Genomic DNA, 12,416 nt, shown 5'->3' with positions numbered 1-12,416 from the left:
GGTGAAATCCCGATGGAACCATGACCGGATCGTTCCGTTAAGCCAACATCTGGCCAATCTCCTGGAGGCCGGGTTTCCGTTGCTGCCCAGTGTCCGCCTATTGGGGGAGCAGGGAATCTTGAAGAAGGGGGAAGCCGACCGGATCACCGAGGGGCTGGATGAGGGGAAAAACCTGCCGGATGCGTTGGCGGAGGAGGGGTTGCCGCTCCTTTTTGTTTCCTTTTTACAGGCGGCGGAGGAACATGGGGATTATGCCTTTGGTCTACGGCAGGGTGAAAGCTACTACAGGGAACAGGGGAAGCTGGTGAGGGATATGATTCAGGCGCTCACTTACCCGGCGGTGGTGTTGGTTCTAGTCGGATTCGCATTTTTCTTTCTGGTGACGACGGTGGTACCCCGATTTACCGAGATGTATGAAACGATGGGGCTCACGTTGCCTCTGTATACACAACTCTTCCTTTCCTTCTATAGCATTGTACGGGGAGGGTTCTATATGGCAGGGGCTGCTATTTTGTTGGGTGCTCTCATTTTTCTTATCCTTCGTCGTCTTCCCCCAGGGGAGCGGAGCCGATGGATGGCCTGGTGGTACCGCCTGCCTTTGGTGCGCTCTTATTTTGCCCTCCGTTTTACACACTACCTGTCCGTTCAGCTGGGATCATTACTCCGGTCAGGCGTTCCTCTTCTCAAGGCCGTAGAGATGGTGGAATGTTTCAGCCCCTGGTATCCCTTGGCTAAGGGTGTCCATCGGGTGAAAGAGAGACTGCTGGGGGGCGAATTTTTCCATAAAAGCCTAGCGAAGGAGGGAAACCTTTTTCTTCCCTCTCTAAAACAACTAGTTGCTCTCGGGGAAGAAGCGGGGCGGCTGGATCAATCCCTGCTCACTTTGGCTAGGGGAACGGAGATGATGATCCGGGAGCGGATGCAACGCTTTACCCGCAGTTTGGAACCTCTGTTGATTTTTGGGATAGGGGTAGTGATGACGGGAACGGTACTCGCCATGTTTCTTCCGATGCTTCATCTAGTCCGAGCCATATGATCTCGAATGAAAGAGGTGCCCAGGGATGAACGGAAAACAGTTGTTAAAGGATCAACGTGGGTTTACTTTGATTGAGATGTTGGTAGTGATCTTTGTCATCGGGGTGATTATCGCAATCGCCCTGCCCAATTTGAAGGCCGCGGGCCAATCTGCACAGGAACGGGCCTGTGAGGCCAACCGAAAACTGATCGGTTCCCAGGCGGATAATCATTATCTGGAAATGGGCTCTTATCCAAAGAGTGTTGCTATCTTACACCGCCGAGGTTACCTTCGTACGAAGCCGACTTGTCCGGCCAAGGGGAAATATACGATTCGGAAAGGGGCCTCAGTAGAAAAAAGGGTGAAGTGTACGAAACATGGTGACTAACCGTTTAAAAAGCGACGAAGAGGGCTGGACGCTGGTAGAGCTGGCCTTAACCCTTTCTCTGATTGGTCTCTTAGTGTCTCTCGCTGTGCCCGCTTTTGTCCAATGGGGAGATCGTTTGGAGCGGGAACTCTTCCTGGGAGGGTTAGCGGAGGATCTGCGCCTGGCCCAGCGGGAGGCCCGATTGACCGAGGAGAAAACGGTGTTACAGCTGGACGAAAAGAGGCAGACCTACACCGTGAAGAAAGGAAGACGGACGCTACGGAGGGAAGCAATTCCGCCGCGATATAAACTGACGAGCAACTACCCGGGAAATCGGGTCACCTTTCGGCCTACGGGGCAGGTGCGAGGTGGCACTTTCCGGCTGGTTGTCGGCAGTACACAGGCTGGGCGTGTGATTGTACAGGTAGCCTCGGGCCGGCCCAAGGTGGAGGTGGATCCGTGATTTGGGATCAGAAGGGGTTTACCCTGGCAGAAACGGTGACAGCGATGTTGATCGTTGGCATCCTGCTCTCCACGGCCCTGCCGGTAGCCCTAGAGATAAACGGCCAGCTGGTTTCCCGGGGACGTCAGATGGAGGCGATGGCCATTCTGGAGTCCCGGATGGAAGAGGTTCAGCGCTCCTCTCTGGAAGCCCCGGCTAGTGGGAAGCGGGTCCAGCAAAGCAACGGGGTTCGGTACCGGATAAAGTGGCGGAAAAGCCGAATCGGCCCTCGACTTACGGGAAGCGAGGTGGAGGTGCGGTGGAAGGACCGCGAGAAACGGGCACGAAAACTCTCCTTAAAAAGCGTTCAGTACCAGCCGTAAGCAGTTGCCAAGGGGGGTTCACCTATGTCGAGTTGGCTGTGGTAATGGCTGTCTTGGTGATCCTGATTCCGGTCATCTTTTCCCTGGAATATGTCATGGAAAAGGAACTGAAAAAAGGATTCTATCGTCACCAACTGCAGGCGGAGGTCGCCCAGTTTACAGCTGATGTTCGGAACGAGGTGCGCCGGGGGAGGCGTTTTCGCCTCTCTTCTGAAGGGTGGCTCCTCTTCGATCTTCCCTCCGGAGATACGGTGCGTTACAAACAATACCGACGACGCTTGATTCGCAGCATTCGACCGTCGAGCGAAAGGAAGTTCCGCGGTACGACAATCGTTCTGCAGAACGTCTACTTCAGTGGGTTTGAGCCTGACCGTGAAGGGGTGTGGGTGGAGACCCGACTGCAAAACTGGCACAGTGATCTCTCGATCCGAAGGTATTTTCGGGGGAGGGTTTCTCCATGACCGGATGGTTCCCCTTCAACGATCAACGGGGTATCGCCCTTCCCTTCGTATTGGCGGTTTCCGTTCTGCTTTTTATCCTGCTGACAGCAGCCCTCTCCCAACTCTTTCGCTCAGGCCACACGGTTTCAGCCGAGTGGAAGACACTCCGAGCCCAATACGCTGCCGAAAGCGGTCTGGCCCGCATACAGAACCACCTGTGCACTTCTAGAAAAAACATCACTCCGATTACCACCCGTATAAACGGCATCCAAGCCAAAACCCAAGTGGAGGGGCGGGCAAGGAATGCGATCCGTCTCGTTTCCGTTGCTCGAGGGAGAGGAATCAAGCAGACGATTCGAGTGGAAGTAGACCGAGAAACCTGTCAAATACGGGAATGGAGTCGCTAGGATGGAAAAGGATGAGCATCGCTCATCCCGTTTTTTTGATTCCCTCGGGTTTATTCGGGGAGGGAGGCGAGCAAGGCGGCCATGCCACGATACCATGGTCTCATATCGCGTATCCCCATTCCGATAATATCGACATGGTCATAGGACTTCATCGTCCCAAGGTAATTCCATTTGCCGATCTGGGGTGTACCGTTGTATGGAACGATGAGGTCAGTCGATCCCATTGTCGGACCCGCCATCGAGCGGGTGTTGACCATTCCGTCATTTTTGAACCACCCTTTGTCCACGATCATTTCATCGAAGTTGCGTGTATATTTTCCCATATAGAAAGAAAAGGAGTAAAAAGCGGGATTCATCAGGAGTTCTGGGACTTCGTGTCCTGTAAAAGGGCTGCGATAGGTTTGCTCCGTTCCCACTGAAAAGTAATAGACTTGCGGTTGTGCTTGTACCCACTGATTTAATTCAATGGCCCCCGGCAAACTGGTGTCCCATTCACTGCTATCCTTGGTCTTCTTCCAGATAGAGCTTTTACACACCCGTTTCATGTAATCGTTAAAGGGTTCTCCGGGGTGCCGTTTTAGTCCCCATTGGTCCAATTTAAAATCATAATCAACGAAACTGCGGTTTCCCGAAATAGCCGCAAAAGCGGCGATTAATTGTTGAGCTTTCGGCATCATCTCTTCAATCTGATAAGTCAAGGTGCTCCCGTCATGAGGGCTGGAAATCGCCATCACGCTAGACACCCATGATTTTTGCTCATGATTGAATAAAGGAGACAGGCCAACGCCCTTTTTGAAAGCGCTTTCATTTTTGTCCCCGTGTTCCAGAAGTTGAACCAAAGTTCGTACCGTCTGTCCACCTAAGCTGTGGCCGATGAGATGGACTTTGTTCACTTTCCCTGTCTTTTCGTCGACTTTCCCCCACTCTGGATAGAGGCCAGGGTAGGTTCTTCCGTAGCGATCATGCCCGTGTTTCTTCGCGTGGGCAGCCCCGTAATCAGCTCGTCCCCCTTTAATTTGGGCATATAACTCCACCGCCCGGTCCCAATTACTCGAAAAAGTGCCGATATCCGCCGTATAGACGTGATATCCCCGCTTCCGCAGATCTTTTTCAATATCGGTCAGACCTCCCCAATATTGAAAAAATCCATAAAGGTCGTCGAAACCGGCCAAACCGTGAACCAATATGATGGGATAGGTGTTCTGCGGGGAACTGTTGACGGGTGTAAACTTCACGGACGGGCGGATCTTTTTTTCCTGACTAGCCGCTTTCAGAGATGAGTGGTACGGGAGTCTGGTGGACGATAATTCTGTGGCGTGAGCTAATCCTATGGAAAGCCCGCTGCAGAGAATCACCGCCACCCCCGACATGATGAGACGGTAAAAAAACATCATACCTGCCAACCTCCATTCCGTTAGTCCGATTAATAAATATTATTAATTTCGAAAATTATGACTTATGGGAACCCATATGGGGTGCTCGACCCACGCTTGGTTGTATAAAAAAAGGGGGGAAAGTCCATACAAGGACATAGGGAGACGTTACGGTAGGAGGAGTATCATGGAATATCTTCAAATTCTGTTGCAAACGCTGCTTGCTTTCGGAACCATTATGGTATTGACGATGATCCTGGGAAAACAACAGATGGCCGAGATGACTTTTTTTGAATACGTCAACGGGATTACCTTTGGCTCCATTGCGGCTACCATGGCCACAGATTTGGATCGCAATATGGGCTATCATTGGTTTGGCTTGATTTTGTTCGGGTTTTTGACTCTGTCTATGTCCTTTATCGCTATGAAAAGTCGCAAAGCCCGGAAATGGCTGGAGGGGGAGCCTGTCCTTGTGATCTCGGGGGGCAAGCTTATGGAAGACAACATGAAGAAAACCCGGTTTACGATGGGGGAGATCATGGAGTTACTGCGACAAAAAGATGTCTTTGACATGTCTAAGGTCCAGTTTGGCATCCTGGAAAACGACGGGTCCCTTTCAGTCATGATGAAGCCGGATTATCAGCCAACCACGCCTAAAAATGTATTCAAGCCATCATCGGTACCCCAAGAACCGCTTGATCTAGTAGTGGACGGCCAGGTGATTGCAGAAAATCTACGTAAAATCGGTCAATCGGAAGAATGGTTATTGAAGGAGGTTCGAAAACAAAAGCCTGTCAACTCGATTGATGAGGTCTTTTATGTTCTGATGGAAACGGACGGAAATTTGTATATGGACTTTCGGGATGATGGTACAAAGAAAGATAACCAATAACTTCGAACGATCCCCGGTGCATTTGATCGAGTGACCTCCACGCAAAGAGGCCTTACTCCCACTCTAGGGAGAGGCCCCTTTTTTCACCTCTTTGTTTCCTTCTCACATTTCGTTCAATAACCACCGATCAAGAAACTTCGCAACTTCCCCGTACGCTTTCACCTTGTTTTCCAACTTGACCAAGCCATGTCCTTCATCCTCGAAACGAAGGTAATCTACCGGATGGCTTCGTTTTCGAAGGGCCCTGACGATTTGTTCCGCTTCATCGACGGGGACCCGAGGGTCGTTGGCCCCGTGGATAACAAAAAGAGGAGCCTTGATTTTGTCGACGTGGTGGATGGGGGAGATGGTGTCAAAAAAGCAACCATCTCTTTCCACGGTGCCGTATTCAGATTCTCTCAGGTGACGGCGATAAGGGCTGGTGTTTTGGATAAACGTTCGAAGGTTGGCAATTCCGACAATGTCCACCCCTGCCGCCCATAAGTCCGGATAGTGGGTAAGGGCAGCCAGAACCATAAACCCACCATAACTTCCTCCCATGACAGCGATGGATTTCTTATCAGCATCTCCATGGGAAACTAGCCACTCCACCCCTTTAGCCAAATCCGCTACGGAATCCATCCGCTTACGGACATCATCCAAGTGTACATAGGTCCGACCGTATCCATCACTTCCTCGCACATTGGGCACGAACACCGCGATTCCTTGCTGAAGGAAAAATTGGATCAGACTGTTGAAACTGTTTCGGCTTTGGGATTCCGGCCCCCCATGCACCCAGACGAGCACCGGGTAAGGTGTTTTCTGATGGTTGGGGCGGTAGTAGAAAGCCGGAATCGAGAGATCATCAAAGGAAGGAAAGTGGACCCATTCAGGTTGAATGAAACGTTCCTGAGGGATTCCGGAGATAGAGGCGTATGTCCGTCGGAGCAAATGATTCTTCCGTAAATCGAGCTGCCATATTTCATTGGCATATCGGGGGCTGCTAAGTGTAAAAGCGAGAGCTGAGCTCTCTCGATTCCACTCTAGGTCCATGACAAACCCCTGGGGAATTTCCGGCAAGGCGATCGATTGGGAAGCCTTGCAATCCCAAATAGCGATTCGGGAGGTTCCTTCGATATTAAGGCTGAAAGCGAGGGCGTTTCCATTCGGGGACAAAGTAAGATTCTCCGCGTCCCAACGGTCATCTGTCAGCCAAACCCAGTGTTCCCTGTCAAGGTAAAGATGGGCTACTCGGGTAAACTCACTGTCCCGGTTTGACAATAAGTAGAGAGACTTGCCATCCTTGGCAAAGCAGGCGTGATGAAAAACCGATTCACGGTCGTGGGGAGTGAGGAGAGTGATCTCCCCCGTTTCGATCTCCAGCAGATAGAGATCGTTATCCGCATTCGTATGATGGCGGGAGAAAAGGAGTTTCCCTCCGTCAGGGCTAAATTGCCCGGCATAGTTCGTATGATCGCTTTGATGAAGTAATCGATGGCTTGCGCTATCAATGTCATATTGATAGATATCGAAATGGATAGAGTCCCGGCGGTTGGAACTATAGGAAAAACGACGACCGTCGGGAGACCAGGCACCGAACAGATAGATATGGTCAGGGTCTTGGGATATATTCTCCAAATTCTGCCCATCCGACCCCATGAGGAACAGTTGGGCCCGTTCATTTCCCCCCTGATCCATACGGATACAGATTTTCTCAACAGTCGGTGAAGGGAATCCATCCATGACCCGGTCGGAAAAAAAGGTGAGTTGTTTCGGCCAGGGGGATTCCGGTCCAAGACTCCAAACCTGTGGGGTTCCGCTAATGGTACACAGGAACAGCATTTCCCGGTTGTCACAGCTGAAAGCGGGGGCATATGCCGAGCGGATTTCCATGTATCGGCGTAGCGTATCTTTCAGGGGTTGTTGGCGATTCATTGGACCGCCTCCTTGTTCTTTCATGTTCAATCTCCCTAACTCGTATTCACCTTCTTCTGCATATATCCTTCCTATCGCATTTCATGGTGTACCCGTGCCAAAACAAAAAAGCAGCCGGAGCTGCTTAAGGCTACTGACAAACCCTCTTTTCTCATGCTTTCGCTAGCTCTCCTCTCCATACCGTGACTGCCTGCCCGAGCAACTGGACACGATTCCCCCGGTTACGCACGCGAAGCGTGCCGCCTCGCTCCGAAGCCTGGAAAGCGAGGAGCTCATCTTTAGCCAACAGCTCCGTCCAATAGGGCCCCAGGGCGCAGTGGGCGGAACCGGTGACGGGGTCCTCGGAAATACCGTGGTTGGGGGCGAAAAAGCGGGAGACGATGTCATACGGACCCTGATCCCCTTGGCTGCTGACGATCAATCCGCGGTGGATCGGCAGGGTTCCTAGGGCTTTTTCAGGGTTGAAGCGGCGGACCTCTGTTTCCGATTCCAACTCAAGGAAATGGTCCAACCGGTTAGATCCTGCTCGTTTGATGATATCTCCATAACGATCCTTCAGGGCGGCGGGGATTTCGGGCAACAGGCGGATTGGCTCAGCAGGAAAATCAAGAACGATCCATTCTCCCTCCCGGTGGGCGGTCAGCAAGCCGCTTTTTGTATGGAAATAGAGGGTTTGGGCCGGATCAGCCCGCTCTTGTTCCCATAAGACATGAGCAGTCGCCAGGGTGGCGTGTCCGCAAAGGTCTTCCTCCTCAAGGGGAGTAAACCAACGTAGTCGGTACCCGCCTGGTTGTTCGTAGAGAAAGGCGGTCTCGGGAAGGTTCATTTCTTTGGCGATCTGCTGCATCCAACGGTCTTCCCTAGAGTTGGGTAGGATGCATACGGCAGCAGGGTTTCCGGTAAAAGGCCGGTTTGTAAAGGCGTTAACCTGGATGATGCTTTGGCCCATGGTGCGAACCTCCCAGGTCATGGATGTTGGGTTGGTCCTCGTTTTCCAATAAGCGGAGGGTTGTGTGGATCAATACGATGAGCCCGGTTTCCAGCGCGTCTTCATCAATATTGAAGCGAGGGTGGTGATGAGGATAGTCGGTACTTTTTCCTTTGTTGCCGATCCCGGTAAAGAAAAAGGCACCCGGAGCTTCTCGCTGATATGCGGAAAAATCTTCTCCGCCCATAATGGGATCCATGTGGACGAGAGCTTCGGTTCCCAGGCATTCACGGACCGTTTCTTCCACGAGTTGTGTGGTTCGACCTTCATTGACGACAGCATGGTACCCCTGCTTATAATGCCATTGATAATCGGCCCCATGGGCGGAGGTAATGCCGCGGATGACTCGCTCCATGAGAGCAGGGAGATCCTGACGAGCTTCCTCGTCCAATGTTCGGACGGAACCTTCGATCAGGACGGAGCCAGGGATGATATTGTGGGTGGTTCCGGCAAGGAATTTGGTTATGGAGAGGACCGTGGAGGAGAGGGGGTCCATGTTGCGGGCCACTACATGCTGTAAGTTGGATACCACTTGGGCACCGACGGCAATACTATCCACGGTTTGGTGTGGAGCACCGGCATGACCGCCTTTACCGCGGATGGTGATCATGAAGGTGTCCATACTGGCCATAGCTGGCCCGTAGACAACGCCCACTTTTCCCGTGGGAAGGGGGGACCAAAGATGGGTTCCGAGGACAGCGTCAACGCCTTCCATTGCACCCGCAGCCACTAAGTCTCTCGCTCCCCCGGGCGGGATTTCTTCGGCGTGCTGAAAGAGGAAACGGAGTTCCCCTCGAAGCTCTTCCCGCATATCGGTGAAAAATCGGGCGGCACCGAGGAGCATGGCTGTGTGACCATCATGGCCGCATGCGTGCATCACACCTGGATGGCGTGAGACGTAGTCGACATCATTTTCTTCCTGGATAGGCAGAGCATCCATATCGGCTCGGAGAGCAACAGTAGGGCCGGGGAGGTTTCCTTTTAGAGTGGCACAGACGCTGGTTGGCGTGGGTCGGGTGATCGTCAAACCCCTGAATGAAGATAACGTATGAAAGACGAAATCAGCTGTTTTTCGTTCCTGGAAAGAGAGTTCCGGATATTGGTGAAGGTGTCTCCGCCAGAAGATAACTTGAGCGAGGAGTTCCCGCTTTTTTTTAGAATCAGTCCAGGATGCGTTCATGGGGGTTCCTCCTTCTCCGGCTGCTTCTCTATCCCCTTCGATTTGGTGGTATCAGCCTCTCTGCCGGAAGGGGACGAAGGGAAGGGCATATCGTAAGACATCAACGATTGGGTAGAAAAAGCATAACGGTTCACTTTCGGTTACAAAAAAAGCGAATCCAGTTCTTAATAGCAAAATACAGGAAAAGAAGCGCAAGGACAAGAACTATGAGGCCAGGCCAAGCAATTTGACCCAACTAGATCGCTCCCTGTTCCATATCGTATGGATACGGATATTGTACCACCATTTACCTTGAAAGTCCTCGCTCCGGGTACGCCAATCTCCTCCTGAATCTCCGTGTTATAATGGGCGAAACATGCACACAGGAGTGAACAGATGACAGAGCAACAGCAACGACACTTAGTTCTAATCGGGTTTATGGGGACGGGAAAAAGCAGTGTTGGTCGATATCTCGGTCAAAAAACAGGGTTACCGGTGACCGATACCGATGGTGAAGTGGAAAAGAAAGCGGATATGTCGATCCCTCAGATTTTCGAAGAGGAAGGGGAGGCAGGGTTTCGCGAACGGGAACACGAGGTATTGCAACAGGTGCTCGGTCGTCGTTCACAGATCATTACCACGGGGGGCGGGGTCGTTCTCCGTCCGGATAATGTCCGTTTGCTTCGAGAAAAAGGCTGGGTGGTTGCTTTGGACGCCTCCGAACAAGAGTTGACACGCCGATTGTCAGCGGACCGTTCCCGCCCCCTGCTTACCGGGGATGTGAGGGAACGGGTGGCTCGGTTAAAAAGGGAACGGCAGGGTCGGTATGATTTCGCTCACCGGAAACTAGATACGACACAGATGAGTCCAAAAGAAGCGGCAGAATGGATTTGGAAGGAATGGAAAGCGTTTCTCTCTCGCTCCGATGGGGAAGGGGATTGAAAGGATCACCCTCTGGTTATGCTAGAACCAGGGGGTGATCCCGTGTCTTCGCAGGATTATCTGAAATTCTGGGTTCAGCGGATGGTCCGTTATATGGATACACCGAAAGCCGAACGAGAAGAAGCCAAACAGAAACGACGGGCACAACGGCCATCCTGGGCATTCCGCTGGTTTGGCATGGTCCCCTTCGGTTTGAGGATGTATGCCCGAAAACAAAAATCCCGTTTGGTAAAAGGTGATTCCTGATGGACCGAAGTACGGACAAATTTAAATTAGTCAATCTGAAGAACCGATCGGATGCTTTGGAACAAATTGAACAGGCGGAACGGGAACTCAAACGGATGCTGGAAGCCAATGTGGCTCTCATTGCCTATGTTGAGGATGGAGACAATCCTTCCCGAACCGCTCCGTAAGGAGGATGGAGATGAACAATCAACGTGTCGCTGTTGAAGAGAGCTTGAAGAATGTAAGTGATTATTTGCAGAGCCAAGGGTGCCAAGTAGTTTCCCTATCGGATAAAGACGGATGCAACTGCTGTGTCATCACCGGTGGGGACAAGGATATGATGGGGATGCAGGATACGGCTTCGGATATGGCTGTCATCAACGCCGAGGGTATGACTCCGGAAGAAGTATACCAGATGGTCCAATCGCGTCTGAACCTTTCGTAAAGGTTCCATGAACAAAGGATGAAATTGTAGGAGGAAGGAGCCTAAGTAAGAATGGCTCCTTTTTTTTCGGATGCAAAGTGATATAATAGACGAAGTGCAAGATTGAGTCTCTCTATAATAAGGGGCGATTATAACATGTTTCATCGCACGGAGACACGACCGGTTCGAGTAGGCAATGTCCAGATTGGCGGCAATGATCAGGTCGTGATCCAAAGTATGACGATGACCAAAACTCACGATGTAAAAGCGACGGTGGAAGAGATCAACCGTCTGGCTGAAGCGGGCTGCCAGATAGTTCGTGTGGCCTGTCCCGATATGCGGGCTGCTGAAGCGATCCCACACATCAAAAAAGAAATCAATGTGCCGCTGGTTGCCGACATCCACTTTGATTACCGGCTGGCCCTGAAGGCGATCGAAGGTGGCATCGATAAAATCCGAATCAACCCGGGGAACATCGGAAAGCGGGAAAAGGTGGAAGAAGTTGTGAAAGCCGCTAAGGAGCGCGGCATTCCGATGCGGATTGGCGTAAACGCCGGTTCTCTGGAGCGGCGGATCCTAGAGAAGTATGGTTACCCAACAGCGGAGGGTATGGTAGAAAGTGCCCTTTACCACATCGGGATTCTAGAGGATTTAGATTTCCAGGATATTGTGGTCTCCTTGAAGGCTTCTGACGTCCGTCTGGCTATTGAAGCTTACACGAAGGCGGCAGAAACCATTCGGTATCCGCTTCACCTCGGGATCACCGAATCGGGGACACTCTTCTCCGGTACCGTGAAAAGTTCCGCCGGTATGGGGGCTATCCTTTCTAAAGGGATTGGTTCCACCATGCGGATTTCCCTCTCCGCCGACCCGGTGGAAGAGGTAAAAGTGGCCCGTGAACTTCTGAAGACCTTTGGCCTGGCTGCCAACGCCGCTACGTTGATTTCTTGTCCCACCTGCGGTCGGATCGAGATCGATCTTATTAAAATCGCCAACGAGGTGGAAGAATACATTTCCAAAATCCAAGCGCCGATCAAGGTTTCTGTCCTGGGCTGTGCCGTCAACGGCCCGGGGGAAGCAAAGGAAGCCGATATCGGTATCGCGGGAGCTCGTGGGGAAGGACTCCTTTTCCGCCATGGGGAAATCATCCGTAAGGTACCGGAGGAAACGATGGTGGAAGAACTGAAGAAAGAGATCGACAAGCTGGCCGAAGAGCATCGAAAAAAACAGGAACTGGAAGCACAAAAAGCCTGATCATGGACATGATAGACCCATCGCCTTTGGGGAGGGGTCTTTTTTTTATATATAAAATGGTAATATATAGGATGTTTTGTGCTGTTAACACCAGAAAGCACTTGGGATGAAACGAAATTGAATTCGGCTTTCGGGCCGGACCAGATAAAAATTTTTTATCCGGGTGGATAGGCTTGGCCCAAGATTTACAT

At 51.7% G+C, this 12,416-nt stretch carries 16 protein-coding genes; 12 read left to right on the top strand and 4 right to left on the bottom strand.

Annotated features, from left to right (window positions below):
* The first annotated feature begins 1 nt into the window (after nt 1).
* The 6 genes from ACFOUO_RS07330 to ACFOUO_RS07305 are packed head-to-tail and all read left to right on the top strand — an operon-like array spanning nt 2 to nt 3,054.
* Nucleotides 2-1,036 carry a type II secretion system F family protein gene (locus ACFOUO_RS07330; protein ID WP_380703735.1) on the top strand — a complete coding sequence of 345 codons (1,035 nt, stop codon included), beginning with the start codon at nt 2-4 and terminating at the stop codon, nt 1,034-1,036.
* Between the two features lie 25 nt (nt 1,037-1,061).
* Entirely contained in the window at nt 1,062-1,403 is a 342-nt protein-coding gene (locus ACFOUO_RS07325; RefSeq protein ID WP_380703733.1) for a competence type IV pilus major pilin ComGC, read from the top strand.
* A complete protein-coding gene (locus tag ACFOUO_RS07320; protein WP_380703731.1) occupies nt 1,393-1,845 on the top strand; it encodes a GspH/FimT family pseudopilin in 453 nt (150 codons plus the stop codon). The genes ACFOUO_RS07325 and ACFOUO_RS07320 overlap by 11 nt, the downstream gene beginning before the upstream one ends.
* Nucleotides 1,842-2,207 (top strand): type II secretion system protein, encoded by a 366-nt coding sequence (locus tag ACFOUO_RS07315; RefSeq protein WP_380703729.1) that lies wholly within the window; start codon nt 1,842-1,844, stop codon nt 2,205-2,207. Before ACFOUO_RS07320 ends, ACFOUO_RS07315 begins: the two co-directional genes overlap by 4 nt.
* A complete protein-coding gene (locus ACFOUO_RS07310; protein ID WP_380703727.1) occupies nt 2,144-2,668 on the top strand; it encodes a pilus assembly FimT family protein in 525 nt (174 codons plus the stop codon). The genes ACFOUO_RS07315 and ACFOUO_RS07310 overlap by 64 nt, the downstream gene beginning before the upstream one ends.
* Complete coding sequence (locus ACFOUO_RS07305) at nt 2,665-3,054, top strand: hypothetical protein (RefSeq protein WP_380703725.1); 390 nt, start codon at nt 2,665-2,667, stop codon at nt 3,052-3,054. The genes ACFOUO_RS07310 and ACFOUO_RS07305 overlap by 4 nt, the downstream gene beginning before the upstream one ends.
* A gap of 50 nt (nt 3,055-3,104) precedes the next feature.
* On the opposite strand, the gene ACFOUO_RS07300 is transcribed toward ACFOUO_RS07305, so the two are convergent.
* Nucleotides 3,105-4,448: an esterase/lipase family protein gene (locus ACFOUO_RS07300; RefSeq protein ID WP_380703723.1), complete on the bottom strand. Its 1,344-nt coding sequence runs from the start codon at nt 4,446-4,448 to the stop codon at nt 3,105-3,107.
* 166 nt (nt 4,449-4,614) lie between these two features.
* Here ACFOUO_RS07300 and ACFOUO_RS07295 point away from each other — a divergent pair, with 166 nt between their 5' ends.
* Nucleotides 4,615-5,319: a DUF421 domain-containing protein gene (locus tag ACFOUO_RS07295; RefSeq protein WP_380703721.1), complete on the top strand. Its 705-nt coding sequence runs from the start codon at nt 4,615-4,617 to the stop codon at nt 5,317-5,319.
* A gap of 102 nt (nt 5,320-5,421) precedes the next feature.
* On the opposite strand, the gene ACFOUO_RS07290 is transcribed toward ACFOUO_RS07295, so the two are convergent.
* The 3 genes from ACFOUO_RS07290 to ACFOUO_RS07280 all read right to left on the bottom strand — a co-directional run bounded on the left by ACFOUO_RS07290 (nt 5,422) and on the right by ACFOUO_RS07280 (nt 9,401).
* Nucleotides 5,422-7,233, bottom strand: a complete 1,812-nt coding sequence (locus ACFOUO_RS07290; protein WP_380703720.1) for a S9 family peptidase — start codon at nt 7,231-7,233, stop codon at nt 5,422-5,424.
* A gap of 151 nt (nt 7,234-7,384) precedes the next feature.
* Nucleotides 7,385-8,182 carry a PhzF family phenazine biosynthesis protein gene (locus ACFOUO_RS07285; protein ID WP_380703718.1) on the bottom strand — a complete coding sequence of 266 codons (798 nt, stop codon included), beginning with the start codon at nt 8,180-8,182 and terminating at the stop codon, nt 7,385-7,387.
* Nucleotides 8,157-9,401: an amidohydrolase gene (locus ACFOUO_RS07280; protein ID WP_380703716.1), complete on the bottom strand. Its 1,245-nt coding sequence runs from the start codon at nt 9,399-9,401 to the stop codon at nt 8,157-8,159. Before ACFOUO_RS07280 ends, ACFOUO_RS07285 begins: the two co-directional genes overlap by 26 nt.
* Before the next feature lie 375 nt (nt 9,402-9,776).
* On the opposite strand from ACFOUO_RS07280, the gene ACFOUO_RS07275 reads away from it, so the two are divergent.
* From ACFOUO_RS07275 to ispG, 5 genes are all read left to right on the top strand, one after another.
* Nucleotides 9,777-10,322 (top strand): shikimate kinase, encoded by a 546-nt coding sequence (locus tag ACFOUO_RS07275; RefSeq protein WP_380703714.1) that lies wholly within the window; start codon nt 9,777-9,779, stop codon nt 10,320-10,322.
* A gap of 42 nt (nt 10,323-10,364) precedes the next feature.
* A complete protein-coding gene (locus ACFOUO_RS07270; RefSeq protein WP_380703712.1) occupies nt 10,365-10,568 on the top strand; it encodes a YqzE family protein in 204 nt (67 codons plus the stop codon).
* Complete coding sequence (locus tag ACFOUO_RS07265) at nt 10,568-10,735, top strand: hypothetical protein (RefSeq protein WP_380703710.1); 168 nt, start codon at nt 10,568-10,570, stop codon at nt 10,733-10,735. The genes ACFOUO_RS07270 and ACFOUO_RS07265 overlap by 1 nt, the downstream gene beginning before the upstream one ends.
* Before the next feature lie 11 nt (nt 10,736-10,746).
* The gene (locus tag ACFOUO_RS07260) at nt 10,747-10,992 is read left to right on the top strand and encodes a YkuS family protein (RefSeq protein ID WP_380703708.1); all 246 of its coding nucleotides are present in this window, start codon (nt 10,747-10,749) and stop codon (nt 10,990-10,992) included.
* Between the two features lie 135 nt (nt 10,993-11,127).
* Nucleotides 11,128-12,225, top strand: coding sequence for a flavodoxin-dependent (E)-4-hydroxy-3-methylbut-2-enyl-diphosphate synthase (gene ispG, locus ACFOUO_RS07255; protein WP_380703705.1), 1,098 nt, complete (start codon nt 11,128-11,130; stop codon nt 12,223-12,225).
* Nucleotides 12,226-12,416: the final 191 nt, after the last annotated feature.

It is taken from the genome of Salinithrix halophila (assembly GCF_042650125.1).
Lineage (GTDB): Bacteria > Bacillota > Bacilli > Thermoactinomycetales > DSM-45169 > Salinithrix > Salinithrix halophila.
Note: the sequence above shows the minus strand (reverse complement) of the source record. Positions and strands in the feature narration are given on the sequence as shown.

Bases quoted from the DNA above. Each gene is read 5' to 3' on its own strand.
- ACFOUO_RS07325 (WP_380703733.1), top strand. From the start codon at position 1,062: ATGAACGGAAAACAGTTGTTAAAGGATCAACGTGGGTTTACTTTGATT.
- ACFOUO_RS07320 (WP_380703731.1), top strand. From the start codon at position 1,393: ATGGTGACTAACCGTTTAAAAAGCGACGAAGAGGGCTGGACGCTGGTA.
- ACFOUO_RS07305 (WP_380703725.1), top strand. From the start codon at position 2,665: ATGACCGGATGGTTCCCCTTCAACGATCAACGGGGTATCGCCCTTCCC.
- ACFOUO_RS07300 (WP_380703723.1), bottom strand. From the start codon at position 4,448: ATGATGTTTTTTTACCGTCTCATCATGTCGGGGGTGGCGGTGATTCTC.
- ACFOUO_RS07295 (WP_380703721.1), top strand. From the start codon at position 4,615: ATGGAATATCTTCAAATTCTGTTGCAAACGCTGCTTGCTTTCGGAACC.
- ACFOUO_RS07290 (WP_380703720.1), bottom strand. From the start codon at position 7,233: ATGAATCGCCAACAACCCCTGAAAGATACGCTACGCCGATACATGGAA.
- ACFOUO_RS07285 (WP_380703718.1), bottom strand. From the start codon at position 8,182: ATGGGCCAAAGCATCATCCAGGTTAACGCCTTTACAAACCGGCCTTTT.
- ACFOUO_RS07280 (WP_380703716.1), bottom strand. From the start codon at position 9,401: ATGAACGCATCCTGGACTGATTCTAAAAAAAAGCGGGAACTCCTCGCT.
- ACFOUO_RS07275 (WP_380703714.1), top strand. From the start codon at position 9,777: ATGACAGAGCAACAGCAACGACACTTAGTTCTAATCGGGTTTATGGGG.
- ACFOUO_RS07265 (WP_380703710.1), top strand. From the start codon at position 10,568: ATGGACCGAAGTACGGACAAATTTAAATTAGTCAATCTGAAGAACCGA.
- ACFOUO_RS07260 (WP_380703708.1), top strand. From the start codon at position 10,747: ATGAACAATCAACGTGTCGCTGTTGAAGAGAGCTTGAAGAATGTAAGT.
- ispG (WP_380703705.1), top strand. From the start codon at position 11,128: ATGTTTCATCGCACGGAGACACGACCGGTTCGAGTAGGCAATGTCCAG.